Below are 25,083 nucleotides of genomic sequence, written 5' to 3'. Positions count from 1 at the left end.
GGAGAGTAGGACGCCGCCGGACAACCATTCCCAGGAGGGGGTGGAGTGATAATCCTTGACGGGGTTGTCACTCCACCCCCTACCTGCATTCCCGGGCAGTTCCGGGAAGATTTCACACCCGAGGGCCGCGGATGCGGGAGATCGAACACGCTCCGGCGACTAGACTTGCGGCCATGTCCACCATCTCCCGCGACGAGGTCGCGCGCGTGGCTGCGCTGGCACGGATCGACCTGCGACCTGACGAGGTCGATCGCCTCGCCGGCGAGCTCGACGTCATCGTCGAGTCGGTCGCCCGCATCAGCGAGGTCGCCACCGCAGACGTGCCCGCGACGAGCCACCCGCTCCCGCTGACGAACGTGTTCCGAGACGACGTGCCCGAGGCCCCGCTGGCCGTCGAGGACGTGCTGGCCGGAGCCCCGCAGCAGGAGAACGGCCGGTTCGCCGTCCCGCAGATCCTTGGCGAAGAGTGAGATGGGTACCAGCGACATGACGAACGACATCACCCGGCTCAGCGCGTCCGACCTCGCGTCCGCCCTGAGCAACAAGGACCTCACGAGCGTCGAGGCGACGCGGGCGCACCTGGACCGCATCGCCGCCGTCGACGGCGACCTGAACGCGTTCCTGCACGTCGCCACCCAGGAGGCGCTGGCGACCGCCGCCGACGTCGACGCGCGGCGTCAGGCCGGCGAGGAGCTGCACCCGCTCGCGGGCGTGCCCATCGCGGTCAAGGACGTCGTGGTGACGAAGGGCCTGCCCACCACCGCCGGCTCCAAGATCCTCGACGGGTGGGTCCCGCCGTACGACGCGACCCTCGTGGAGCGCATCAAGGCCGCGGGCCTGCCGATCCTCGGCAAGACCAACATGGACGAGTTCGCGATGGGCTCCTCGACGGAGCACTCCGCGTTCGGCAACACCAAGAACCCCTGGGACCTGGACCGCATCCCCGGCGGGTCCGGCGGCGGGTCCGCCGCAGCGGTGGCCGGCTTCGAGGCGCCGCTCGCGATCGGCACCGACACGGGCGGGTCCATCCGCCAGCCCGGCGCGGTGACCGGCACCGTCGGTGTGAAGCCCACCTATGGCGGCGTCTCGCGCTACGGCCTGATCGCCATGGCCTCGTCGCTCGACCAGGCAGGCCCCGTGACCCGCACCGTGCTCGACGCGGCGCTGCTGCACGAGCTGATCGGTGGGCACGACCCGCACGACTCCACGTCGATCGACGAGCCCGTCCCCGGTGTCGTCGCGGCTGCCCGCCAGGGCGCCACGGGTGACCTCAAGGGCCTGCGCGTCGGCGTGGTCAAGGAGCTCTCGGGCGAGGGTTACCAGGCCGGCGTCTCCGCCCGCTTCGAGGAGTCGCTCGAGCAGCTGCGGACGCTGGGCGCCGAGATCGTCGAGGTCTCCTGCCCCAGCTTCACCTACGCGCTCGACGCGTACTACCTGATCATGCCGGCCGAGGCGTCCAGCAACCTGGCCAAGTTCGACGGCATGCGGTTCGGCCTGCGCGTCGAGCCCGCCGAGGGCCCGGTCACCGCGGAGCGCGTCATGGGCGCGACCCGCGGCGTCGGCTTCGGCGACGAGGTCAAGCGCCGCGTCATCCTCGGCACCTACGCACTGTCGGCCGGGTACTACGACGCCTACTACGGCAGCGCGCAGAAGGTCCGCACGCTGATCCAGCGCGACTTCGCGGCCGCGTTCGTGAAGGCCGACGTGCTCGTCTCGCCCACGGCGCCCACCACGGCGTTCAAGTTCGGTGAGAAGCTCGACGACCCGCTGGCCATGTACCTCAACGACGTCGCGACGATCCCCGCGAACCTCGCGGGCGTGCCCGGCATGTCCCTGCCGAACGGCCTGTCGGACGACGGCCTGCCCGTCGGTTTCCAGATCCTGGCCCCCGCCAAGGCGGACGACCGCATGTACCGCGTCGGCGCCGCCCTCGAGGCCGCCCTCGAGAGCGCCTGGGGCGGCCCCCTCCTGAACAAGGCACCCGAACTCAAGACCACGGAGCTCGCCCGATGACCGCCGCAACCACGACCGGCCTCGTCAGCTACGAGGACGCCGTCCGCCGCTACGACCCGGTGCTCGGCATCGAGGTGCACGTCGAGCTGGGCACGCTCACCAAGATGTTCTGCGCGGCCGAGGTCGCCTACGGCGGCGAGCCGAACACCCAGGTGACCCCGGTCAGCCTCGGGCTGCCGGGCGCGCTCCCGGTGGTGAACGGCAAGGCCGTCGAGTACGCGATCCGCATCGGCCTGGCGCTGAACTGCACCATCGCCGAGAGCTGCCGGTTCGCGCGGAAGAACTACTTCTACCCGGACGTGCCGAAGAACTTCCAGACGTCGCAGTACGACGAGCCGATCGCCTACGACGGCTGGATCGACGTCGAGCTCGATGACGGCGCCGTGTTCCGCGTCGAGATCGAGCGCGCGCACATGGAGGAGGACGCCGGCAAGAACACCCACGTGGGTGGCGCGACCGGCCGCATCCAGGGCGCCGAGTACTCGCTGGTGGACTACAACCGCGCCGGCATCCCGCTGGTGGAGATCGTCACGCGGCCCATCGAGGGCGCCGGCGACCGTGCCCCCGAGGTCGCGCGGGCCTACGTGCAGACCCTCCGCGACCTGTTCCGGGCGCTCGACGTGTCCGAGGCGCGGATGGAGCGCGGCAACGTCCGCGCGGACGTGAACCTGTCGCTGCGACCGACGCCGTCCTCGCCCCTGGGCACGCGCACCGAGACCAAGAACGTGAACTCGTTCCGCTCGGTCGAGCGCGCCGTCCGCTACGAGGTGTCCCGCCAGGCGGGCGTGCTCGACGCCGGCCTCCCGGTCATCCAGGAGACGCGCCACTTCCACGAGGAGGACGGCACCACGTCGTCGGGCCGCGTGAAGTCGGACGCCGAGGACTACCGCTACTTCCCCGAGCCCGACCTGGTGCCTGTGGCCCCGAGCCGCGAGTGGGTCGAGGAGATCCGCGCCGCGCTGCCGGAGCTGCCGACCGCGCGCCGGCGTCGGCTCCAGGGCGAGTGGGGCTACGCCGACGCCGAGATGCGTGACGTCGTCAACGCCGGTGCCATCGACCTGATCGAGGCGACCGTCGCAGCGGGCACCAGCGCCGCCGGCGCCCGCAAGTGGTGGATGGGCGAGCTGGCCCGCCGGGCCAAGCAGGACGAGGTCGCGCTGGAGGCCCTTTCGGTCACCCCGGCGCAGATCGCGCAGCTGCAGGGCCTGGTCGAGTCCGGCCGCATCAACGACAAGATCGCCCGCCAGGTGCTCGACGGCACCCTTGCCGGCGAGGGCGACCCGGAGGCGGTCGTCGTGGCGCGCGGCCTCGAGGTCGTGTCCGACGACGGCGCCCTGCTCACCGCGATCGACGAGGCGCTGGCGGCTCAGCCGGACATCGTCGAGAAGGTCCGCGGCGGCAACCAGGGGCCGGTCGGCGCCATCATCGGCTCGGTCATGAAGGCGACCAAGGGTCAGGCCGACGCCAAGCGCGTCCGGGAGCTGGTGCTGGATCGGATCGGCCAGTGACGGCGCGGGCTGTGAGGCAGGGCCGGTGACCCGCGGGCCCCTCCTGCACGGCGACATGACCCGGTTGCGGCCCATCGAGGCTCGCGACTCGGAGCGTCTGTGGGAGGCAGTCCAGGATCCGGAAGGTACCCGCCTGACGGGGACCACGGCCGTCTTCACGCGGGACCAGATCGACGAGTGGGCTCGCACGGTCAGCGACCGGCCCGGCCGGTACGACTGGGCGATCTGCCCGGCCGCGATGCGGGACGGCAAGCCGGTGAGCGACGACATGATCGGCGAGATCGTGCTCAACGACCTCGACGAGGCCGTCGGTTCGGCGAACCTGCGGCTCCAGCTCCTGCCGAACTACCGCGGTCGCGGCTACGGCCGGGAGGCCATCGACGAGGTGCTGCGGTTCGCGTTCGAGGGGGTCGAGAGCGACCCGGGCCCGCACCTGCACCGGGTGAGCCTGGACGTGCTCAGCATCAACCCGCGCGCCGAGGCGCTCTACGAGTCGCTCGGGTTCCGGCAGGAGGGGCGGCTGCGGGACGTCTATCGCGACGGCGACACGTGGGCCGACGCGATCGTGATGAGCATCCTCGAGGACGAGTGGCGGGCGCTGCAGGACTGAGCGCGCGCTGACGAGACAGGACGGGCCGTGCGGCGGAGCGCCGTGCGGCCCGTCGTGGTCACTCGGGACCGGCCGCTCGGAGACCGACGCCGGGGGCTACGACCCGCCTGCGATGTATTCCGTCAGCTGGTCCCGCTCGGCCTGCACCTCGGCGATCCGGTGCTTGACCACGTCGCCGATGCTCACGATCCCCGTGAGCCGCGCGTCCACGACCACCGGCACGTGCCGTACCCGGTGCTCCGTCATCACGGGCATGAGCTCGTCGAGCGTGGCGTCGGGGCCGCAGGTGTGCACGGCGGCCGTCATGATCGCGTCCACCGGGCCGTCCAGCACGCCGTCGCCGTCCGAGTGCAGCCGGCGCACGACGTCACGCTCGCTCACGATCCCGTCGACACCGACGCCGTCGTCGGAGACGACCACCGCGCCGATCCGGTGCCGGGCCAGGAGGGCGAGCAGGTCACGCACGCTCCGGTCCCTGGAGATGGTGACCACCGAGCCGCCCTTGCGCCGCAATGCCTCTGTCACCCGCATCGGATACCTCCATCGAGTGCACGGCGGGGACCGCGTCCTTGCGACCCCCTGCTACGACGGTACGGCACCGGGCGAAATTCAGACAGGGGCAAAGCCCGCGCCACGAGGGTCACCCTGTGGACGCTCGCTGTCGGACCCGGGGGAGCGGAGGTAGCGTGACGAGGCCGTTCGCCCGCATCGCGCACGGCCACCCAGCATCGAAGGAGCTGAACAGTCATGAGTCGTCCCCTGCGCTCCCGGACGTCCACCCACGGCCGCAACATGGCCGGAGCCCGTGCGCTCTGGCGTGCCACCGGCATGGGTTCCGAGGACTTCGGGAAGCCGATCATCGCGATCGCGAACTCGTACACGCAGTTCGTACCGGGGCACGTACACCTCAAGGACATGGGCGACCTCGTGGCCTCGGCGATCCGTGAGGCCGGCGGCGTCGCCAAGGAGTTCAACACCATCGCCGTCGACGACGGCATCGCCATGGGCCACGCCGGCATGCTCTACTCGCTGCCGAGCCGCGACCTCATCGCCGACTCCGTGGAGTACATGGTGCAGGCGCACACCGCCGACGCGCTGGTGTGCATCTCCAACTGCGACAAGATCACGCCCGGCATGCTGAACGCCGCGCTGCGGCTGAACATCCCGGTGATCTTCGTGTCGGGCGGCCCCATGGAGGCCGGCAAGGCCGTCGTGGCGAACGGCGTCGCGAAGACGCCCCTGAACCTGATCAACGCCATCAACTACTCGGCGGACGAGAACGTGGACGACGCGGCGCTCGGCCTGGTCGAGGAGAACGCGTGCCCCACGTGCGGCTCGTGCTCCGGCATGTTCACCGCGAACTCCATGAACTGCCTCACCGAGGCCCTCGGCCTGTCGCTGCCGGGCAACGGCTCGACGCTGGCCACGCACGCCGCCCGCAAGGAGCTGTTCCTGGAGGCCGGCCGCACCATCGTCGACCTGGCCCGCCGGTACTACGAGGACGAGGACGACTCGGCCGCGCCCCGCGGGATCGCCACCAAGGCCGCGTTCTCGAACGCCATGGCGCTGGACGTCGCCATGGGCGGCTCGACCAACACGGTGCTGCACATCCTGGCCGCGGCCCAGGAGGCCGAGGTCGACTTCACACTGGCGGACATCGAGGACATCAGCCGCCGCGTGCCGTGCCTGTCCAAGGTGGCGCCCAACCACCCGGACTACCACATGGAGGACGTGCACCGGGCGGGCGGCATCCCCGCGCTGCTGGGCGAGCTCGACCGCGGTGGCCTGCTGGACCACGACGTCACCTCGGTGCACACGCCCACGCTGCGCGCGTGGCTCGACGACTGGGACGTGCGCGGCGGCAAGGCCACCGAGCGCGCCCTCGGCCTGTTCCACGCGGCCCCCGGCGGCGTGCGCACCACGAAGGCGTTCTCCACGAACAACCAGTGGGAGTCGCTCGACACCGACGGGGCGGGCGGCTGCATCCGCGACGTCGAGCACGCCTACACCGTCGAGGGCGGGCTGGCCGTGCTGCGCGGCAACCTCGCCGAGGACGGCGCCGTCTTCAAGACGGCGGGCGTCGACCCCGACGTGTTCCACTTCGTGGGCAAGGCGCTCGTGTGCGAGTCGCAGGACGAGGCCGTCGAGAAGATCCTGACCAAGCAGGTCGAGCCGGGCCACGTGGTGGTCGTGCGGTACGAGGGTCCGTCGGGCGGGCCGGGCATGCAGGAGATGCTCTACCCGACCTCCTACATCAAGGGCCGCGGGCTGGGGAAGGTGGTCGCCCTGATCACCGACGGCCGGTTCTCCGGCGGCTCGAGCGGCATCTCCGTGGGGCACGTCTCCCCGGAGGCGGCGGCCGGCGGCACCATCGGCCTGGTCGAGGACGGCGACGAGATCGAGATCGACGTCGACACCCGCAAGATCCGCGTCAACGTGCCGGACGAGGTGCTCGCCGAGCGGCGAGCCAAGATGGAGTCCTCGGAGCGGCCGTGGCAGCCCGTCGCCCGCGACCGCTACGTGTCGCCGGCGCTGCAGGCGTACGCGGCCCTGGCGACGTCGGCCGACCGCGGTGCGGTGCGCGACGTGGCGCGGCTGCGGCGCGGCTGACCGGCACTTCCGGCTGGTGCTTCCGGCGGCGGACCCGACCAGGGTCCGCCGCCGGACGTGCTCGTCGACCGACGGCTGTCGGCGCCGGCCGCCGACGGCGAGGGGTACCACAGGCCCTGTCGGCTGTCGGTGTCTCGTGCCATGGTGGGGGTACCCGGACGAGACGCTGCACGAGGGAAGGCACGACCCATGAGCGATGCGATCACGCCTGCCGAGTTCACGGCGGCGGAAGGCACGGACGACTGGCGGGTGCTCAAGGACTCGGCACTCGCGCGGTTCACCACGGGGTCGTTCGCCACCGGCCTGGTGCTGGTCGCCCGGATCGGCGAGCTCGCCGAGGCCGCTAACCACCATCCCGACGTCGACCTGCGCTACGGGACCGTGACGGTGCGTACCTGGTCGCACGACATCGGTGGGCTGTCCGAGCGGGACCTCGGGCTCGCGCGCGCGATCTCGGCGGCGGCCCGCAACGTCGGCGTCGCGGCGGACGTGACCGGGTTGCGCGAGGTCGCCATCGCCGTCGACGCCGTGGTGGGGCCCGCGGTGCAGGCGTTCTGGCAGGCGGTCCTGGGCCACGAGCCGCAGCCCTACCAGGGCGGGAACACCGCCGCGGGCCGGCTGCTCGACTCGGACGGCCGCCTGCCGATGTTCTGGTTCCAGCAGAGCGACGAACGCCGGGAGCAGCGCAACCGCATCCACGTGGACGTGTGGGTGCCGCACGACCAGGCCGAGGCCCGCGTGGCGGCGGCCGTCGCCGCCGGCGGGCGGCTCGTGACGGACAAGTACGCCCCGTCGTGGTGGGTGCTGGCCGACGCCGAGGGCAACGAGGCGTGCGTGTGCACGTGGCAGGGCGAGTTCTGAACCGCGGGAAAAAAGGTGTGTGCCCCTGCGCGGGCAGGTAATGTCTCGCGCTTGTGCGCCCGCTGACCCCACCCGCCCGGAACCCCTACTGGCGGTTCCTCCTGGCGGGCTTCCGCGGGCAGTCCGCCTACCCGCTCGCGACGCTCGCCGGGCTGGTCGCGAACGCGACGTTCGGGGTGCTCAAGGGCTCGATCATGGGCGCCGCCGTCGAGAGCTCCGGCGGTGAGCTGGCCGGGTACACGGCAGGCAGCATGGCCGTCTTCGTCTGGCTGGGCCAGGGGCTGCTCGGGTCGGTGAACCTGTGGGGCGGCAGCGACCTGCAGACCCGGATCAAGTCCGGCGACGTCGCCGTCGACTTCCTGCGGCCGGTGAGCGTCCAGGCCTCCCACGTGCTGACCGACGTCGGCAAAGGACTCTTCGGCCTGCTTCCGCGCGGGCTGCCGAGCGTGCTCATCGGCGTCGCGATCGGGGGCATGGTGCTGCCGTCCGACCCGAGCGCGTACGCGCTCGGCCTGATCAGCCTGCTGCTCGGCATCGCCATCTCGCACGCCTGCATCTACGCCGTGGGGACGTCGGGCTTCTGGCTCGTGGAGTCCCGCGGCGTCGCCGTGTTCTACATGTCGTTCTCCGGGCTGTTCGCCGGCCTCTACACCCCGATCTACCTCTTCCCGGACTGGCTGCTGACCCTCGCGCTGCTCACGCCGTTCCCGTCGATGATGCAGCTTCCGGTCGACGTGCTCTCCGGCCAGGTCACCGGGACGGGGGCCTGGCAGCACCTCGGCGTGCAGGCCCTGTGGCTCGCGATCGTGCTCGCCGTCGGGCACCTGACCACGCGGGCGGGCCGCCGTCGGCTGGAGGTGCAGGGTGGGTGAAGGCCTGCGCGCCTACCGGGCCGTCGTCGCCAGCCGCGCGCGCTCGCAGGCGAGCCACCGCGCGAGCTTCCGCATGGACCTGGTCGGCGCGCTGTTCGTGGGCGTCATCGAGTTCGGGGAGATCTGGGTGCTCTACTCGGCGACGGACCAGATCGGCGGGTTCACGCTCGCGCAGATCATGCTCGTGTTCGGGCTGTCCGACCTCGCCTTCTCCCTGGCCGACCTCGTGGCCGGGCACTGCGACAACCTTCCGGTGTACGTGCGCGCGGGCACGCTCGACGTGTTCTTCCTGCGGCCGCAGCCGGTGCTGGCGCAGCTCGTCACGAGCGACCTCAGCCTGCGCCGGATCGGGCGCTGCCTGGTCGGCGCGACGTCGCTCACGGTCGGCCTGGTGCTGAACGACATCGACTGGACCGCCGGCGCCGTCGGACTGCTGGCCCTGGCGCTGGCCTGCGGGTTCGTCATCTTCACGGCGCAGTTCGTCACCGCGGCCGGGCTCCAGTTCTTCCTGGTCAACGGCGCCGAGATGACCAACGCGTTCGTGTACGGCGGCCGGTACGCGGCCACGCAGCCCCCGAGCGTGTGGCCGCGCAGCCTGCTGGTGGTCTTCGGGGTGGTCTTCCCCGTGGCGTTCGCGGCGTTCCTGCCGGTCTCCACCCTGCTCGGTGCGCCCGGAGTCGCGGGCCTGCCGGGCTGGCTGGGCTGGTGCGCACCGGTCGCGGCGCTCTGGGCGGTCGGGGTCGCGGCCCTGTCCTGGCGCTGGGGCCTTCGTCACTACCGAGGAGCGGGCGGATGAACGTCATCGAGGCCGAGGGCCTGACCCGGGTGTTCACCGGGCGGCCGGAACGCGGGAACCGGCTGCGGCGCTCGCGGCACGTCGCCGTCGACGACCTCGACCTGACCGTCGGAGCGGGCGAGTCCGTGGGCTACATCGGCGCCAACGGGGCCGGGAAGTCGACCACCATCAAGATGCTGGTCGGCATTCTTGTGCCCACGAGCGGCACGGTCACGACCATGGGGCTGCACCCGCTGAAGCAGCGTCGCGTGCTCGCCCGCCGGATCGGTGTGGTGTTCGGGCAGCGCTCGCAGCTGTGGTGGGACCTGCCGGTGCGGGAGTCGTTCTCGATCCTGGCCGCGATCCACTCCCTGACCGCCGCCGACGAGCGCGTCCGGACCGCCGAGCTCGTCGAGATGCTGGAGATGGGGGAGTTCCTGGCCACCCCGGTGCGGCAGCTGTCCCTGGGACAGCGCATGCGCGCCGAGGTCGCGGCCGCGCTGCTGCACCGCCCGGACCTGGTGATCCTCGACGAGCCGACGATCGGCCTGGATGTGCTGTCCAAGCAGCGGCTGCGCGAGTTCCTCGTCGCCCAGCGCCGCGAGCACGGCACGACGCTGCTGCTCACGACGCACGACATGGGCGACGTCGAGCGGCTCTGCGACCGGATCCTGGTCGTGGACCACGGTCGTCTGGCCTTCGACGGCACCCTCGACGGGCTGGCCCGTACCGTGGGCGCCCGCCGCGAGCTGGTGGTGGACCTCGCCGCGGAGAGCCCCGACCTGGTCGACGTCGGCGGCGCGGAGCACGTGCGCAGCGACTCGGGCGGCCTGCGGCAGCGCCTCGCGTTCGACCCGCAGCGCACGACGGCGGCCCGGGTGCTCGCCGCGATCTCCGAGCGGGCCGAGGTGGTGGACCTGTCGATCGAGGAGCCGGACATCGAGGACGTCGTACGCGAGATCTACCGCGCCACGCGGCGGTAGCGCCCGCGGCCCGGAGCCCGGCGCCCGCGGCCCGCCGCCCGGCACCCGGCGTCAGCGCGTGACGACCAGCTCCGACCACGCGGGGATCAGCACGCCTCGCGCCGCCCGACGTCGCACGATGCGCAGCGGCCGGTCCTCGGACCACAGCATGCGCAGCAGGGTGCCGATCTCGGCCCTGGCCAGCGCCGCGCCCAGGCACAGGTGCCGGCCGGCGCCGAACCAGAGCTGGCGGGACTCCCGCACGTACGGGCGATCGGCCCGGAACGGACCCGCGGCGGCGTTCGCCGACCAGACCAGCAGCATGATCCGCTCACCGGCACGCAACGCCGCACCGCCCACCTCGACGTCGGCCGCCACCCCTCTGCCGATCACCGACGCGGGACTGGTCACGCGCAGCCCTTCACGCACCACGTTCTCGACCGGGTCCGCCTCCCCGGGGTTCAGCAGCCGGGCCGCCCGCTCGTCGTCCACCGCTGCGCCGAGCGCGACGACAGCTGCCCGCGCCTCGGTTCCCGCCCGGAGCGACGCGAGCATCCGATGCTGCTCACCCGTGTCGATCAGCAGGGCGGTGATCCGGGCCATGGCGCTCGCAGCGGTCTCGGTGCCCGCGACCATGAGCAGCGAGGCCAGGCCGGACGTCTCGGTCAGTCCGAGGCCGAGCTCTCGGCAGCGGCCGAGCAGGGTGTCCGGCGGCGCGTTCCGCCAGCCGTCGGGGATCCCCGCGTTCAGCTCGGCGACGATGCCCCGAGCGGTCGCCACCTGGGCCGGCGTCAGGATCGTCGAGCCGGCGGTGCCCAGCGCCACGGTGGCGAGCCGCTCGCCCGTCTCGAAGATTCGCAGCGCACCCTCGTCGTCGGGCCAGGACCCGCCGTGCCCGGCGGGGCACGGGGTCCCCAGCAGGCTGATGACCATGCGGCCCACCAGGATCCGGGCGAGGTGCGCGACGTCCAGCGTGCCGCCTGAGCGCAGCGCCTCGCCGGCGACGGCGACCCGCTCGTCCCACGCGGCGCTCACGAGCTCCCGCGAGACGGCCTCCGTGAACAGCTCGCGCGTGCGGGAGCGCAGGTCGTGGTGTCCCGCACCGTCGAAGAGGTCGAGCACCCAGTCGCCGAGGATCTGGGCCCAGAGGTTCCCTACGCCGCCCTCGCCGAGGATGGTGAAGGAGCGGTGGTCGCGCAGGACCGTGCGGGCCACCACCGGGTCGGCGGTGACCCATCCGATGCCCGGCACCTTGCGCACCGGTGAGCCGTCGAGCGGCCACCGCTGGGCAGCGGTCCCTGCCAGGAGCAGGCCGGCCATGGCGGGCCGGGCTCGGTAGAGAAGGCCGAGCTCGTGCCGGGTGGTTGGGAGGATCGGGGTCACGGCCGTCACCCTACGGGCGGGCGCGCCCGGCACGGTACCGGGGTCGGGCGCTCAGCCGCGCGGGCTCTGGACGTCGACCTCGGGAACGGCTGATCGTCCAGCCGTCACCATCGCGTCACGGGCGTGCCCTAATCTGTCCCGGGTGCTTCCCGAACCGGCCGCCGTGCTGAACCCGGTCAACACTCGACCTGCCGAGCCGTCCGCGTCCTACCAGCGGACTCAGCAGCCCCAGCAGTCGTCGAGGCCTGTCGCCCGCATCGCCGAGGTGGCCGTCCACCTGCCCGAGAACACCCGGGACGTGGCGGAGGCCGAGCGCGACCTGCACCGCAGGAACCCGAAGGTCGCGCCTCGTCTCCCGATGGTGTCGCGCCTGACCGGCGTGCGCCGTGTCCACCTGGCCGACGCCGACCAGCAGGCCTCCGACCTGGCCGTCGCCGCCTCCCGAACCCTGCTGGAGCGGGCGGGCCTGGGGCCCGGGGATGTCGACCTGCTGATCTTCGCGTCCGCGACCCAGGACATGATCGAGCCCGCCACCAGCCACATCACGGCGGCCAAGCTCGGCGTCCGCGCGCCCGTGATGGACGTCAAGAACGCCTGCAACTCCGTGCTCAACGGGATCGAGGTGGCCGAGGCCCTCATCGGTACCGGCCGGTACCGGCGCGTGCTGGTCGCGTGCGGCGAGATGCCGACGCGCGGCGTCCGGTGGGACGTGCCCGACCGGGCGACCTACGCCATGTCCGCCGCCGGCTACACGATGTCCGACGGCGGGGCCGCGGTGCTGGTGGAGGCGGCCGACGCGCCGTCCGGCTTCGAGGACGACCTGGCCGCCGAGCTGGCGGGCCTGGTCGCGTCCGGCGTCCGGCCCTCCGGGATCCTCGGCTCGGCGTTCACGGCCGAGTCGCAGCACTGGGACGTCGGCATGCTGCCGGGCGGCGGCACCGTCAACCCGCGCGACCCGGAGCGCAGCTACTTCGAGATCGACGGCTCGCGGCTGCGCGAGGCGTTCCTCGCGCTCGGCCCCGGGCCCGTGCAGGAGGCGCTGGACCAGGCGGGCGTGACCATGGACGAGGTCGCGCTCGTCGCGGTGCACCAGGTCGCCGTCGGCTACCTCGCCGACGTGCACGCGGCGCTCGGCGTGCCGGCCGACCGCACGATCGTCACGGTGGCCGACCACGGCAACCTGGCCTCCGCCACGCTGCCGCTGCAGCTCGTGACGGCCCTGGAGTCGGGCCGGCTGCGGCGCGGCGACGTGGTGCTGCTCCTCGGGCTGGCGGGCGGCATCAGCATGGGTGCGATGGTGGTTCGGTGGTGACACGGGGTACCGGAGCGGAGCGCGGCGAAGGCATGGAGACAACACCGGCCCGCCTCGCCGTCGTCGTGCCCGCGCTGAACGAGGCGCACGAGCACGGGATCCTGCGCACCCTCGAGGCGCTGCACGCCCAGGAGGACGACGACTTCGACCTGGTCGTGGTGGACAACGGCTCCACGGACGGCACCCCCGACGTCGTCCGCAAGGCGATCGCCGAGTGGGGGCGGTTGCGGTGGCAGGTGGTGACCGAGCCGGAGAAGGGGACCGGGGCCGCGGCCGACACGGGGATGCGGACCGCGATCGCCCTGGGCGCCGAGCTGCTGGCGCGGACCGACGCCGACTGCCTCCCGCCGCCCGGGTGGACCCGCGCGGTGCGCGAGGCGTTCGCGTCGGGCGACGAGCTGGTCGCCGGGCGGCTCGTGCCGCGCAGGGACGACCTGCCGGTCTCGCGGTTCCAGCAGGGCGTGCTGTCGTTCGCGCTGTGGGTCTCCAGCGCGTTCGGCAAGGTGCGGCCCGGGAACCAGGACGAGGGGTACCTGGGGCCGTACGTGATGGCGCCGGGCTGCAACATGGCGATCACGGCGTCCCTGTACGAGCGGGCGGGCGGGTTCCCGCGCACCCGGATCGAGGACGTGCACGAGGACCGTGCCCTGGTCAACGCCGTGCGCCGGCTGACCACGCGGTATGCGGAGCACCGTGAGGTCTGGGTGCGCGCGTCGACCCGCCGGGTGCACGCGTGGGGCCTGGTGCGCACGCTCGGCTGGTACGCCGACCACCGCTACCGGCCCGAGGTCGTGGACATCCGATGACGGACGTACCCACCGGGGGACGTCTGCCGACCGGTGCCGGGCCTTCGTCGACCACAGCAGTTCCTGCCAGGACGGGCCCGGCTCCGGCAGGAACTGCTGTGGTCGACAGCGGTCGGAGCGGTCGGAGCGGTCGGAGCGGTCGGGCAGGCGGGGCCGAGGCGCTCTGGGAGGAGCGGGTGCAGCGGGCCGCGCACCCGCTCGCGTACCCGGCGCTCCGGTCCGCGCGGCGCCGCCCGGTGGTGCGGGTCCCGCGCATCGGCGTGGTGGTGAGCGACGCCGCGATCGCGCGCGAGGTGCTGCTCGACCTGGACCACTTCTCCAAGGTGGGCCCGGGAGCGCCGTCGGACCTGTGGACGCCCGTGCTCGGGCCGTCCGTGCTGCTCAACATGGAGGGCGCGGAGCATGCCGCGCTGCGGCGCGCGCTCGGGCCGTTGTTCTCGCCCAGGGCGGTGCGGGAGCTGGTGTCCGGGGCCGGCGGCGTCGGCGTCGCGGACGGCGTCGGCGTGCTGCCGGACCTGACGCGGCGGCTCGCCGCGGGGGAGCGGGTCGACCTGGCGGCCGCCGTGACGGCGCAGGCCGGGGCGGTGATCTGCGGGATGGTCGGCCTGCCCCCGACGGACGACGCCGTGCGCTCCGCGATGTCGGCGGCCCAGACGATCACCGGCATGGTGCGGCTGCACCGCCACGGGCTCACTCGGTCCCAGGTGGTGCGGGCGCGGGCAGTGCTGGAGCGGCTGACGGCGCCCGCCCGCGTGGCCTACCGCGCCGGCGACCCGGCGACCGTCCCGGGGCGCATGCGCGACCTCGGGCTGTCCGAGCGGGAGGCGATGGGCGCCGTCGGCGCGTTCGTGCTCACCGGGACGGAGACCATCCAGTCGCTCGTGCCCCGGCTCGTCGCGATCGCTCACGACACCGGCTGGACCGCGCGGCTGCTGGCGGACGACGCCGCGCTGCGGCGCCGGGCCGTCGAGGAAGGGCTGCGCGTGACCGTGCCGACACCGGCGATGCTGCGCTCGGTGCGGGCCGACGCCGTGGTGGGCGGGCTGCCCGTCGCCGCGGGGGAGCGCGTGGTGATCGCCACCGTCAACTGCTGCCGGGCCTCCGGCGGCTTCGATCCCGACCGGCCTGTCGACGCCGCGGTGCGGCACCTGTGGTTCGGCGCGGGCCCGCACTTCTGTCTCGGCATGCCGCTCGCGATGGCGCAGGTGGACGCGGTCCTGGACGCGCTCGCGGTGGCGGCGTCCGACGGGCGCGTCCCGGTCGTGGGGCGGCGCCGGGCCGCGCGGGGCGTGCTGGTCCCCGCGTACCGGTCGCTGGAGCTGAGCCTGGGGGAGAGCGCATGACCCACTTCCTGGACGTCCTGGCAGCGCTGGCCCGGGACACCCCCGACGCCGTGGCGCTGCGCTGGTTCGGCGGCCGCGACGGCGCTCGCGTGCGCGAGGAGGTCACGTTCGCCGGGCTCGCGGAGCGCGTCGAGCGGACGGCGTCCGGGCTGCGGGCCCTGGGCATGGCGCCCGGCGACCGAGTGCTGTTCAGCATCCGGCCCCGGCCCGAGGGCATCATCCTGTGCCTGGCGATCCTGCGCGCGGGCGGTGCCGTCGCCTTCGTGGACCCCGGCTCGACGCCGGAGCTGTTCGCCGCCCGGATCGCGGCGGCGCGGCCCCGCTGGGCGGCGACCGAGGCGCTGCTGTACGCGGCGTCGTCGGGGCCGCTGCGCGGCATCGCCAGGTCGCGCGGGCTGCTGCTGCCCGACTACGGGCGGCTGCCCGTGCGGCACCTCTACTCCGGGCGCTGGCTGCCCGGAGTCCCACGGGGCGCACGGCGCGCCGCGCGGCTCCTCGCGGACGGCTTCCTCCCGACGGCGGGGCCGCCGGCGGCGGATCTCCCGGCGGCGGACGGCGGTGACCCGGCCCTGATCGTCTTCACGTCCGGGACCACGGCGGAGCCCAAGGCCGTGGTGCACACGGCCGGCACGCTCGGCGGCATGCTGGGCCTGTTCGCCCAGGTGGGCGGACTGCGAGCCGGCCAGCGGGCGCACACCGACCAGATGTTCCTCGGGCTCCCGGCGGTCCTGGCGGGCGGCACGTGGGAGATACCGGCACGCGCGCCCAAGGACGCCCCGGAGGCCTTCGCGCGCGGGGTCGCGGGCGCCGACTCCTCGTTCCTGGTGCCCGCCGACGTGACCGCGCTGCTCGACGTCCTGGAGGCACGCGGCGCGGGCGGCGGTGCGGACGGTGCGGCCGGCCAGGTGGCGGGCAGGGCCGCCGGTCCGGCCGTGCTGGCGGTCGGGGCCGCGCCGGTGACCGTCGCGCTGCTCGAACGCGGCCGGCGGGTCCTGCCGGGTACGCGCTGGATCGCCGTCTACGGCGCCACCGAGATCCTGCCCGCCGCGATGACCGACGCCGACGAGAAGATCGCGGCTGCCGCCGGATCCGGGACGGCAACGAGCGCCGGGTCGGACGGCGGGGCGGCGGGCGACCTGGTGGGCCGCCCGCTGGACGGCATCGGCGTGCGGATCGACCACGCCGTCGTCGGGCTGGACGAGGACCCGTCCGGGGCCGGTGCGGACGGCTCCGGAGCGGACGGCGGAACCGGTGCGGACGGCGACGGCCCTGCCGTCGGCGAGCTGGTGCTCACGGGGCCGTCCCTGATGGCGGGCTACCTCGCGGACCTCGACGCCGGCAGGCCGCGGGCGACCGAGCACCGCACGGGTGACCTGGCCTACCAGGACGCGGAGGGCCGGATCGTGCTGGTGGGTCGCAACCGGGACATGATCATCCGCGGCACGGTGAACATCTACCCGGGCCTCTTCGAGCCCCGGCTGCGGGACCTGCCGGGGGTCGCCGACGCGGTCATGGTGGGCGTCCCCATGCCCGACGGCGACGAGCGGGTGGTCCTCGTGGTGACCGCCGAGGGCGCTCCGCAGGAGAGCGCACCGCGGAATCAGGACACCCCGCGGGTACGGGTCGGCTCGGACCTGGCGCGGGCGGTCGAGGCCCAGGTGGGACAGGTCCTGGACCACGGCGCGCTGCCCGACCTGGTGGTCGAGGCGTCGCACGTGCCGCTCGCGGGCCGCTCGCGGAAACCCGACCGTCATGCCCTGGTCGACCTGGTTTCACCTCTCGCGGGTACAGTGCGCGCATGAGGGTGGCAGTGACCGGTTCGTCAGGTTTTGTTGGTGGGGCTGTGGTGCGGGACCTCGCGGCGCACGGGCACGACGTGATCGCGTTCTCGCGACGCGTCCCGCGCGTACCCGCCGAGCTGCTCGACCGGGTGGCCCACCAGTTCTGGGACCTGCGCGACGGCCCGCTGCCCAAGGAGGACCGGCCCGAGGACGTCGACGCCGTGGTGCACTGCGGTGCGGCCGTCGGCGACGGCGGCAGCCACGCCCGAGCGTGGGTGGTCAACGTCGAGGGCACCCGTGCGGTGCGCGAGACGTTCCCCGGCGCGCGGTTCGTCCACCTGTCATCCGGCAGCGTGTACGACCCGCGGACGCCGAGCATCGCCGCGACCGAGGCCGAGGCGCCCGCACACGGCTACGTGAACCCCTACGGCAAGACGAAGGCCGCCGCCGAGCGGTATCTCGCGGCCGACGCCGCGCGCGAGGACCGCGGACCCGTCGTCGTCCTGCGGCCGCACGCGGTCTACGGCCCGGGCGACACCACGCTCCTGCCACGGCTCGAGTCCGCGGCGATCGGCGCCTGGCTGCCGCTCCCGGGCGGTGGCCGGGTGCGCCAGCACCTCACGCACGTCGACACCCTGGCCCGCGCGGTGCGCGCCGCCCTGGACGTGGACGTCCAGCCCGAGATCGCCGCCGGACGGCCGCTCGTCGCGAACGTCGCCGACGCCAGCCCCGTCGACCTCGACCAGACGCTCGAGCTCCTCATGTTCGCCCGGTTCCGCCCGGTCCAGGTGGTGGAGATCCCGCTCCGGCTGGCCAACGCGCTGGCCTGGGTGGGGGAGCGCGTGGCCCGGTGGACCGGGCGCGAGCCCCGCCTGACGCGCTACGCCATCAGCCACCTCGCGATGGAGCGCACCTACGACCTCACGGTGCTGCGGGAACGCCTCGGCGTGGACCCCGCCCCGACGTCGCTGCACGGCGCGATGAGCTGGTAGCCCCACGCGCCAGACGTACAGGTCACGGGAGAGACCTGTACGCCTGACACGTTCGGGTGCTGTCCGGAATGCCCTACCCTGTGCGGGTGATTCCAGGGAACGGCGTCGCGATCGAGACGCTCGAGCTGCGCAAGGCGTACCGCTCGGTACGCGGCCGCGCCGTGGGCGTGGACGGCATCGACCTGCGGGTTCCGGCCGGTGGCGTGCACGCGCTCCTCGGGCTCGCGGGGTCCGGCAAGACCACCACGCTGCGCCTGCTCACCGGCCTCGCCCACGCGGACGGCGGAGCCATGCGGATCTTCGGCACCCACGTCCCTGACGGCCTGCCCGACCTCGCCGGCCGTATCGGCGCCGTCGTCGGCGACCCGGGCTTCCAGCCCCGGCTGAGCGGACGCCGCAACCTGGCCTTCCTCGCGAGCGCGGCCGGCGTGCCCCGCGCCCGGGTCGACGAGCTGCTCACCCGCGTGGTCCTCGCCGACCGCGCCAAGGCCGCCTACGGCACCTACTCGCCCGACGAAGCACGCCGCCTGGCGCTCGCGGCCGCGCTGCTGCGCGATCCCGACCTCCTGGTGGTCGACGACCCCAGCGCGGGGCTCGACGCCGTGGGCACCCGCGAGATCCGCCAGGCCCTGCGCCGCCTCGCGGACCGGGGGACCACGGTGCTGATCGCGACCGGGGTGCTCACCGAGGCCCAGCAGATCGCGGACACCGTGACCGTGCTCGACGCCGGACGCGTGCTCGCGCAGGGCAGCGTCGCCGAGCTCCTGGGCGACGCCCGAGTCAGCGTCCGCGTGGGGGTGGACGAGCCGGCGAAGGCGGCCGCGGCCCTGCGCGCCGCGGGGTTCAAGGTGCGCGCCGGCGGCGAGACGCTGCACGTGGACGACGTCGCCGAGCCCGCGGAGATCTCCCGCGCGCTAGCCAGGCAGAAGCTCTTCGCGGGCGAGCTCGTGCCGCAGCGGGAGGACCTGGCCGCCGTCGTCGGACGCCTGCGCCCCGTGGTGGTGCCGACACCGGTACCGCCGAGCCGCGCCGAGGAGCGAGCGGCCCGCAAGGCCGCCGAGCGCAAGGCCGCTGAGCGGAAGAAGGCGGCCGAGCAGCGCAAGGCCGACAAGGAGGCCGCTGCCCGGCAGGCGGCCGCCGAGACCAAGGCGGCCGAGGACGCGGCGGCGAAGCAGGCCGCAGCCGACGAGCGGGCGGCGGCGAAGCAGGCGGCAGTTGACGAGCGTGCGGCCGAGAGGCAGGCGGCGCTCGACGCGCGGGCTGCCGCGAAGGAGGCGGCGCAGGCCGAGCGGGCCGCCGCGAAGGGGGCCCGGAGATCGGCGAGCCCGCAGGCGGCGGCCGAGGTCGTGGTCGCCGCGCGGGGTGCGGCTGGGGCCCTCGGCGCGAAGGGCCGCGCGGCGAAGAACAGTGCTGTGAGAAATGGCGCTGAGTCGGGCGGGGCCGAGACGGGTGAGGCTGAGAAGGGCAGGGCTGAGAAGGGCAGGGCTGAGAAGGGCAGGGCTGAGAAGGCGGCAGCCGGGAAGTCCGCCGGCGTGAAGCCCGTCGCTCGGGAGCCGAAGCCGGCGGCGCCTGCCGCGGACTCGGTGCGGGCCACCGCGAGGTCTGCTCCGGCGTCCGCCACGGATGGGAAGGGCGAGGGAGCCGCGTCCGGCGAGGTCGATGCGCCGACGAAGCTGTCGCGATTCGCCCAGCGGCGGGCCGAGTTCGATGCCAAGGTCGCGGAGAAGCAGGCGGCCGAGGAGGTGCGGCTCGCCGAGCGACAGGCCGCGGCGGACGCGAAGGCCGCGGCCAAGCAGGCCGCCGCCGAGTCGAAGCGCGCCGCCGCAGAGGCCAGGCAGGCCGACAAGCAGGCCGTCGAGGAAGCGAAGGCTGCCGCGAAGCAGGGCAGGGCCGACGCGCGGCAGGCGAAGGTCGACGCGAAACAGGCCAGGATCGACGACCGGGCGGCGCAGAAGCAGGAGGCCGCCCCGGCGAGGACGACCCGGCTGTCGGCCCGTAAGGACGGCGCCCGGTCGCTGCTCGGCCGGCGCGCGGCGGAGACGTCCGGCGGCCAGGATGCGGCGAGCGATCCGAAGGGGCTTGAGCCGGGGGCGCCGCAGGCGGAGGATCGGGAACCGCACGACCTCGAGCTCGAACGGCTCGAGGCGGAGGGCGCCGGGCTCGAGGACCTCGACCCGGACGACACCGATCTCGACGAGGCAGGCCTGGGTGACCTCGATCCGGACGGCAGCGACGCGTACGACGACCGGTCCGACGACGCCGACCTGGACGACCCGGGGTCTCACGATCCCGAGTCCGACCGTCCCGAGCCCGACGACAGTCCCGGAGTGGACGGCACGAGGCCGGACGGTCCGCGGCCCGGCCCACGAGACGGGGCGGGCCAGGGAGGGCCGCATCGTGGTCGGCAGGGGGCGGGACAGCAGGGTTCAGGCCAGGGATCAGGCCAGGGTTCGAGCCAGCAGAATGCCGGCCGGCCGGGCTCCGGCCGGGGCAAGAAGCGTTCCAAGGGGAGGCGATGATGGGGCTGCTGTGGGCCGAGCTGCGCCGGTTCGCCGCGCGGCCGGCGATCCGGTGGATCGCCGTGGCGATGCTGGCGCACGTCGTGCTCGCGGTCGCCGTGACGGCGGTCGAGCCGGAGGCGTCGACGCTGGCGGCGATGCTCGAGCAGGGACAGATCTCGTTCTACGCCATGACGTCGATCTTCCTCGCCTACGTGGCGGGTGTGCTGCTGGTGACCGGGGTGGCGGCGTCGGGCGGGACCCGGGCGGTCCTGACTGTCGAGCCCCGGCGCGGACGCGTCTACTGGACCAAGCTGGCGGCGGCCGGGCTGGCGGTGGTGCCCGGCATCGCGGTGGCCTGGGCGGTGCTCGCGTTCGGCATGTACTGGACGCAGCAGCGCGCCGGGGTGCTGGGTGGCACGCCGTCGGACCTGGCGGAGGCGCTCGTCTGGTGTGGTGTGCGTGTGCTCGCCCTCGCGGTCTGCGCGGCGGTCAGCGGTGCGGCGCTCGGCCTGCTGGTGCGCCGCTGGTGGGTGGCGGTCGGGCTCGCGGTGGCGTGGTTCCTGGTCGAGGAGCAGGTGGTGCTGGGGGTGCCGTCCGGCGTCGGGAGCTGGCTGCCGTTCAGCAACGCGGACGCCTGGGTGCGGGGCACGCGCACCGTGCCGTCGGGCGACGGCCTGCTGGCGGACCCGCTGCTGCACAGCGGGCTCCTGCTGCTGGGGATCGCGGTGGTGCTGGCCCTGCTCGGCTCCGTGGTCTTCCGGCACCGGGACGTGCGCTGAGACGTAGGCTGGGGGCAGCGGGCAGACCCCCCGCGAACCCCGTGATCCTGCTGCCGGACGGTCGTGGCGTCTCGGATCGTGGGACCTTTGGCCCGCTGGGTGACACCGGCTGGTTTTCGGCGTAACGTGCGTGGCGTGCAGACGATCATTCTCGTAGTACTTCCTGAGCGCGCGGCCTAGGCCCAGCACAGGCATCGTCCGCGCGCTCACCCTGGCAGTCCTTCTCACCAAAGGACCCGGGGTTTTTTTGTTGTCACGAACGCTCGCTTTCGCCCCAGGACGGGGCGCGACGGCAGGAGATCCGTATGACCGGCACACCGACACCCGCACAGATCGCCGCGCGCGCCGAGGCGCGTGACCAGGTGCGCACCGAGCTTCGGTCCCGCGTAGGCGGCAAGGCCGAGACCGAGGTCGCCGCACCGCGCGTCGGGCCGGAGGAGGTGACGGGGGCGCAGTCGATCGTCCGCTCCCTTGAGGAGGTCGGTGCGGAGGTCGTCTTCGGCATCCCCGGCGGCGCGATCCTGCCCACGTACGACCCGCTGATGGACTCCGCCAAGCTGCGGCACATCCTGGTGCGGCACGAGCAGGGCGGCGGCCACGCGGCGTCGGGCTACGCCCACGCGACGGGCCGGGTCGGCGTCACCATGGCGACGTCGGGCCCCGGCGCCACCAACCTGGTGACGCCCATCGCGGACGCGAACATGGACTCGATCCCGATGGTGGCGATCACGGGCCAGGTCGCGAGCGCCGCGATCGGCACGGACGCGTTCCAGGAGGCGGACATCGTCGGCATCACGATGCCGATCACCAAGCACTCCTACCTGGTCACGGACCCGGCGGAGATCCCGCGCACCATCGCCGAGGCGTTCCACATCGCCTCGACGGGCCGGCCGGGGCCGGTGCTGGTGGACATCGCGAAGTCGGCGATGCAGGCGCGCACCACGTTCTCGTGGCCGCAGGAGCTGAACCTGCCGGGCTACCACCCCGTGACCAAGCCGCACTCGAAGCAGATCCGTGAGGCCGCGAAGCTGCTGGCCACGGCCCGGCGCCCGGTGCTGTACGTGGGCGGCGGCGTGATCCGCGCGGGCGCGGCGGACCTGCTGCGCCAGCTCGTCGACCTGTCCGGCGCGCCCGTCGTCACCACGCTGATGGCGCGGGGCGCGGTGCCCGACAGCCACCCGCAGCACCTGGGCATGCCCGGCATGCACGGCACGGTGCCCGCCGTCGCCGCGCTGCAGAAGGCGGACCTCGTGTTCGCGCTCGGTGCGCGGTTCGACGACCGTGTGACCGGCAAGCTGTCGAGCTTCGCCCCGCTGGCCGCGATCGTGCACGCCGACATCGACCCCGCCGAGATCGGCAAGAACCGCGAGGCGGACGTGCCGATCGTGGGCGACCTCCGCGAGGTCATCGGCGACCTGCTGCCCGAGCTGGCCAAGGAGCACGAGGCGCACGGCAAGCCGGACGTCGAGGGCTGGTGGCGCCAGCTCGACGAGTGGCGCCGCACCTACCCCCGGGGCTACAACGAGCCCGAGGACGGCCACCTCTCGCCGCAGCACGTGATCCAGCGCCTCGGCGAGCTGACCGGGCCCGATGCGATCTACGTCGCCGGCGTGGGGCAGCACCAGATGTGGGCCGCTCAGTTCATCAGCTACGAGCACCCCAACACCTGGATCAACTCCGGCGGCCTCGGGACGATGGGCTACTCCATCCCCGCCGCGATGGGCGCGAAGGTGGGCCAGCCGGACCGCACCGTGTGGGCCGTGGACGGTGACGGCTGCTTCCAGATGACCAACCAGGAGCTCGCCACCTGCACGATCAACGACATCCCCATCAAGGTGGCGCTGATCAACAACAGCTCGCTGGGCATGGTGCGGCAGTGGCAGACGCTCTTCTACGAGTCGCGCTACTCCAACACCGACCTGCACACCGGGCACGGCACCATGCGCGTGCCCGACTTCGTGAAGCTCGCCGACGCGTACGGCTGCGAGGGCATCCGGGTGGAGCACGCCTCCGACGTCGACGCGGCGATCAAGCGGGCCAACGAGATCGACGACCGGCCCGTGGTCGTGGACTTCACCGTCTCGCGTGACGCGATGGTGTGGCCCATGGTCGCCGCCGGCGTGAGCAACGACGACATCCAGTACGCACGCGGCATCTCGCCGGCGTGGGAGCGAGAGGACTGACCCCCATGTCGAGGCACACCCTGTCCGTGCTCGTGGAGAACAAGCCCGGCGTGCTCACGCGCGTCGCCGGACTGTTCGCCCGTCGCGCGTTCAACATCCACTCCCTGGCCGTCGGCCCCACGGAGCACGAGGAGATCTCGCGCATCACCGTGGTGGTCGACGTCGAGGAACACCCCCTGGAACAGGTCACGAAGCAGCTCAACAAGCTCGTCCACGTGATCAAGATCGTCGAGCTCGAACCCGAGTCGTCCGTGCACCGCGAGCTCCTGCTCGTCAAGGTGCGGGCAGACGCCGCCACCCGTACCGGGGTGCTGGAAGTCGTCGAGATGTTCCGGGCGCGCGTCGTCGACGTCGTGCCGGACTCGGTGGTCATCGAGGCCACCGGACCGGCGGCGAAGCTCGACTCGCTCCTCGCGGCGCTGGAACCGTACGGCGTCCGTGAGATCGTCAAGTCCGGGACGCTGGCCATCGGCCGTGGCGCCCGGTCCATCACCGACCGTGCGTTCGAGCGCGCGGTGAGGTCTGCGTGAGCTCCGCTTGAGCGCGCGACCCATCGATACTTCTTTCCACCCGAGTAATCAACTGAGGAGCAAGAACCGTGGCTGAGCTGTTCTACGACGACGACGCTGACCTGTCGATCATCCAGCAGAAGAAGGTCGCTGTGATCGGTTACGGCAGCCAGGGCCACGCGCACGCCCTGAACCTGCGTGACTCCGGCGCCCAGGTGACCGTCGGTCTGCGCGAGGGTTCCTCCTCCCGCACCAAGGCCGAGAACGAGGGCCTCGCCGTGGCCACCGTTCCGGACGCCGTGCGCGACGCCGACGTGGTGGTCATCCTCGCGCCGGACCAGGTGCAGCGGCACCTGTACGCCGAGGACATCGCGCCGAACCTCAAGGAGGGCGCCGCGCTCGTCTTCGGGCACGGCTTCAACATCCGTTACGGCTACATCAAGCCCGAGGCCGGCCACGACGTGCTCATGGTCGCCCCCAAGGGCCCGGGCCACATCGTGCGTCGCGAGTTCGCCGACGGCCGCGGCGTGCCCGTGATCGTCGCGGTGGAGCAGGACGCGTCCGGCACCGCCTGGGAGCTGGCGCTGTCGTACGCCAAGGGCATCGGCGGCCTGCGCGCCGGCGGCATCAAGACGACGTTCACCGAAGAGACCGAGACCGACCTGTTCGGCGAGCAGGCCGTGCTGTGCGGTGGCGCGTCGCAGCTGGTCCAGTACGGTTTCGAGACGCTGACCGAGGCCGGCTACCAGCCGGAGGTCGCCTACTTCGAGGTGCTGCACGAGCTCAAGCTGATCGTCGACCTGATGGTCGAGGGTGGCATCGCCAAGCAGCGCTGGTCCGTCTCGGACACCGCCGAGTACGGCGACTACGTCTCCGGCCCGCGAGTCATCGACCCGCGCGTGAAGGAGAACATGAAGGCCGTGCTGGCCGACATCCAGAACGGCGCCTTCGCCGAGCGCTTCATCGCGGACCAGGACGCGGGCGCTCCGGAGTTCAAGGAGCTGCGTGCCAAGGGCGAGCAGCACCCGATCGAGGCCACGGGCCGCGAGCTGCGCAAGATGTTCTCGTGGATCAAGCCGGCCGACTCGGACTACGTCGAGGGTTCGGCCGCTCGCTGACGAGGCACGACAGCGCCCCGCACACTTCGTGCGGGGCGCTGTTGTTGTCAGCGAGGGACCCGAGCGGTGGGGGGGTGGGCCAGGGGGGGGGGGCCCCCCGGGGCCCGCCCCCCCCGAAAACAAAACACCCCACAGAGCGACAACCAACCCCCCCCCCGGCCCGGC

The 25,083-nt window shown here is 73.2% G+C and carries 21 protein-coding genes; 19 read left to right on the top strand and 2 right to left on the bottom strand.

The genetic code is table 11. The features are described from left to right. Window positions 1-173 precede the first annotated feature (173 nt). The 4 genes from gatC to ACH47X_RS26500 are packed head-to-tail and all read left to right on the top strand — an operon-like array spanning window position 174 to window position 4,131. Window positions 174-470, top strand: coding sequence for an Asp-tRNA(Asn)/Glu-tRNA(Gln) amidotransferase subunit GatC (gene gatC / locus ACH47X_RS26515; protein WP_397408391.1), 297 nt, complete (start codon window positions 174-176; stop codon window positions 468-470). A gap of 1 nt (window position 471) precedes the next feature. Beyond that, a complete protein-coding gene (gene gatA, locus ACH47X_RS26510) occupies window positions 472-2,013 on the top strand; it encodes an Asp-tRNA(Asn)/Glu-tRNA(Gln) amidotransferase subunit GatA (protein ID WP_397408389.1) in 1,542 nt (513 codons plus the stop codon). Beyond that, window positions 2,010-3,521, top strand: coding sequence for an Asp-tRNA(Asn)/Glu-tRNA(Gln) amidotransferase subunit GatB (gatB, locus tag ACH47X_RS26505; RefSeq protein ID WP_397408387.1), 1,512 nt, complete (start codon window positions 2,010-2,012; stop codon window positions 3,519-3,521). The genes gatA and gatB overlap by 4 nt, the downstream gene beginning before the upstream one ends. A 25-nt stretch (window positions 3,522-3,546) precedes the next feature. Further along, window positions 3,547-4,131, top strand: a complete 585-nt coding sequence (locus ACH47X_RS26500) for a GNAT family N-acetyltransferase (protein ID WP_020013628.1) — start codon at window positions 3,547-3,549, stop codon at window positions 4,129-4,131. A gap of 96 nt (window positions 4,132-4,227) precedes the next feature. Here the strand turns inward: ACH47X_RS26500 and ACH47X_RS26495 are convergent, their stop codons facing one another. After that, window positions 4,228-4,662 (bottom strand): CBS domain-containing protein, encoded by a 435-nt coding sequence (locus tag ACH47X_RS26495; protein ID WP_397408385.1) that lies wholly within the window; start codon window positions 4,660-4,662, stop codon window positions 4,228-4,230. Between the two features lie 216 nt (window positions 4,663-4,878). On the opposite strand from ACH47X_RS26495, the gene ilvD reads away from it, so the two are divergent. The 5 genes from ilvD (at window position 4,879) to ACH47X_RS26470 (ending at window position 10,232) form a co-directional block, all read left to right on the top strand. Then, complete coding sequence (gene ilvD, locus ACH47X_RS26490) at window positions 4,879-6,741, top strand: dihydroxy-acid dehydratase (protein WP_397408383.1); 1,863 nt, start codon at window positions 4,879-4,881, stop codon at window positions 6,739-6,741. Between the two features lie 189 nt (window positions 6,742-6,930). Then, window positions 6,931-7,602 (top strand): VOC family protein, encoded by a 672-nt coding sequence (locus ACH47X_RS26485; RefSeq protein ID WP_397408381.1) that lies wholly within the window; start codon window positions 6,931-6,933, stop codon window positions 7,600-7,602. A gap of 53 nt (window positions 7,603-7,655) precedes the next feature. Beyond that, on the top strand, window positions 7,656-8,474 hold the full coding sequence (locus tag ACH47X_RS26480) for an ABC transporter permease (RefSeq protein WP_397408379.1): 819 nt from the start codon (window positions 7,656-7,658) through the stop codon (window positions 8,472-8,474). Beyond that, window positions 8,467-9,270, top strand: a complete 804-nt coding sequence (locus tag ACH47X_RS26475) for an ABC transporter permease (protein WP_397408377.1) — start codon at window positions 8,467-8,469, stop codon at window positions 9,268-9,270. Before ACH47X_RS26480 ends, ACH47X_RS26475 begins: the two co-directional genes overlap by 8 nt. Next, window positions 9,267-10,232, top strand: coding sequence for an ATP-binding cassette domain-containing protein (locus ACH47X_RS26470; RefSeq protein WP_397408375.1), 966 nt, complete (start codon window positions 9,267-9,269; stop codon window positions 10,230-10,232). The genes ACH47X_RS26475 and ACH47X_RS26470 overlap by 4 nt, the downstream gene beginning before the upstream one ends. 51 nt (window positions 10,233-10,283) lie before the next feature. Here the strand turns inward: ACH47X_RS26470 and ACH47X_RS26465 are convergent, their stop codons facing one another. Beyond that, entirely contained in the window at window positions 10,284-11,594 is a 1,311-nt protein-coding gene (locus tag ACH47X_RS26465; protein WP_397408373.1) for a cytochrome P450, read from the bottom strand. 142 nt (window positions 11,595-11,736) lie between these two features. Between ACH47X_RS26465 and ACH47X_RS26460 the strand changes: the two genes are divergently transcribed. The 10 genes from ACH47X_RS26460 (at window position 11,737) to ilvC (ending at window position 24,918) form a co-directional block, all read left to right on the top strand. Continuing rightward, a complete protein-coding gene (locus ACH47X_RS26460) occupies window positions 11,737-12,906 on the top strand; it encodes a 3-oxoacyl-ACP synthase III family protein (protein ID WP_397408371.1) in 1,170 nt (389 codons plus the stop codon). Between the two features lie 32 nt (window positions 12,907-12,938). Further along, the gene (locus ACH47X_RS26455; RefSeq protein WP_397408369.1) at window positions 12,939-13,712 is read left to right on the top strand and encodes a glycosyltransferase; all 774 of its coding nucleotides are present in this window, start codon (window positions 12,939-12,941) and stop codon (window positions 13,710-13,712) included. A 176-nt stretch (window positions 13,713-13,888) separates the two neighbouring features. Beyond that, on the top strand, window positions 13,889-15,055 hold the full coding sequence (locus ACH47X_RS26450) for a cytochrome P450 (protein ID WP_397408367.1): 1,167 nt from the start codon (window positions 13,889-13,891) through the stop codon (window positions 15,053-15,055). After that, window positions 15,052-16,857, top strand: a complete 1,806-nt coding sequence (locus ACH47X_RS26445; protein ID WP_397408365.1) for a class I adenylate-forming enzyme family protein — start codon at window positions 15,052-15,054, stop codon at window positions 16,855-16,857. Before ACH47X_RS26450 ends, ACH47X_RS26445 begins: the two co-directional genes overlap by 4 nt. Next, window positions 16,854-17,828 carry an NAD-dependent epimerase/dehydratase family protein gene (locus ACH47X_RS26440; protein WP_397408363.1) on the top strand — a complete coding sequence of 325 codons (975 nt, stop codon included), beginning with the start codon at window positions 16,854-16,856 and terminating at the stop codon, window positions 17,826-17,828. The genes ACH47X_RS26445 and ACH47X_RS26440 overlap by 4 nt, the downstream gene beginning before the upstream one ends. Window positions 17,829-17,914: 86 nt before the next feature. Next, on the top strand, window positions 17,915-20,347 hold the full coding sequence (locus tag ACH47X_RS26435) for an ATP-binding cassette domain-containing protein (protein WP_397408361.1): 2,433 nt from the start codon (window positions 17,915-17,917) through the stop codon (window positions 20,345-20,347). Further along, window positions 20,344-21,108, top strand: a complete 765-nt coding sequence (locus ACH47X_RS26430; protein WP_397408359.1) for a hypothetical protein — start codon at window positions 20,344-20,346, stop codon at window positions 21,106-21,108. The genes ACH47X_RS26435 and ACH47X_RS26430 overlap by 4 nt, the downstream gene beginning before the upstream one ends. A 305-nt stretch (window positions 21,109-21,413) precedes the next feature. After that, window positions 21,414-23,291, top strand: coding sequence for an acetolactate synthase large subunit (locus ACH47X_RS26425; protein WP_397408357.1), 1,878 nt, complete (start codon window positions 21,414-21,416; stop codon window positions 23,289-23,291). 5 nt (window positions 23,292-23,296) lie between these two features. Then, entirely contained in the window at window positions 23,297-23,821 is a 525-nt protein-coding gene (ilvN, locus tag ACH47X_RS26420) for an acetolactate synthase small subunit (protein ID WP_036971470.1), read from the top strand. Window positions 23,822-23,889: 68 nt separating this feature from the next. Continuing rightward, on the top strand, window positions 23,890-24,918 hold the full coding sequence (ilvC, locus tag ACH47X_RS26415; protein ID WP_020013645.1) for a ketol-acid reductoisomerase: 1,029 nt from the start codon (window positions 23,890-23,892) through the stop codon (window positions 24,916-24,918). The last annotated feature ends 165 nt before the right edge of the window (window positions 24,919-25,083 follow it).

Origin of the sequence: Promicromonospora kroppenstedtii (genome assembly GCF_044389675.1) — a bacterium.
In the GTDB taxonomy this organism is placed as follows: domain Bacteria; phylum Actinomycetota; class Actinomycetes; order Actinomycetales; family Cellulomonadaceae; genus Promicromonospora; species Promicromonospora kroppenstedtii.
The sequence above is the reverse complement of the archived record's forward strand: the minus strand, read 5'-3'. Positions and strand labels throughout refer to the sequence as shown.

Bases quoted from the DNA above. Each gene is read 5' to 3' on its own strand.
- ilvD (WP_397408383.1), top strand. From the start codon at position 4,879: ATGAGTCGTCCCCTGCGCTCCCGGACGTCCACCCACGGCCGCAACATG.
- ACH47X_RS26445 (WP_397408365.1), top strand. From the start codon at position 15,052: ATGACCCACTTCCTGGACGTCCTGGCAGCGCTGGCCCGGGACACCCCC.
- ilvN (WP_036971470.1), top strand. From the start codon at position 23,297: ATGTCGAGGCACACCCTGTCCGTGCTCGTGGAGAACAAGCCCGGCGTG.
- gatB (WP_397408387.1), top strand. From the start codon at position 2,010: ATGACCGCCGCAACCACGACCGGCCTCGTCAGCTACGAGGACGCCGTC.
- ACH47X_RS26495 (WP_397408385.1), bottom strand. From the start codon at position 4,662: ATGCGGGTGACAGAGGCATTGCGGCGCAAGGGCGGCTCGGTGGTCACC.
- ACH47X_RS26455 (WP_397408369.1), top strand. From the start codon at position 12,939: ATGGAGACAACACCGGCCCGCCTCGCCGTCGTCGTGCCCGCGCTGAAC.
- ACH47X_RS26485 (WP_397408381.1), top strand. From the start codon at position 6,931: ATGAGCGATGCGATCACGCCTGCCGAGTTCACGGCGGCGGAAGGCACG.
- gatC (WP_397408391.1), top strand. From the start codon at position 174: ATGTCCACCATCTCCCGCGACGAGGTCGCGCGCGTGGCTGCGCTGGCA.
- ACH47X_RS26430 (WP_397408359.1), top strand. From the start codon at position 20,344: ATGATGGGGCTGCTGTGGGCCGAGCTGCGCCGGTTCGCCGCGCGGCCG.
- gatA (WP_397408389.1), top strand. From the start codon at position 472: ATGGGTACCAGCGACATGACGAACGACATCACCCGGCTCAGCGCGTCC.
- ACH47X_RS26470 (WP_397408375.1), top strand. From the start codon at position 9,267: ATGAACGTCATCGAGGCCGAGGGCCTGACCCGGGTGTTCACCGGGCGG.
- ACH47X_RS26425 (WP_397408357.1), top strand. From the start codon at position 21,414: ATGACCGGCACACCGACACCCGCACAGATCGCCGCGCGCGCCGAGGCG.
- ACH47X_RS26440 (WP_397408363.1), top strand. From the start codon at position 16,854: ATGAGGGTGGCAGTGACCGGTTCGTCAGGTTTTGTTGGTGGGGCTGTG.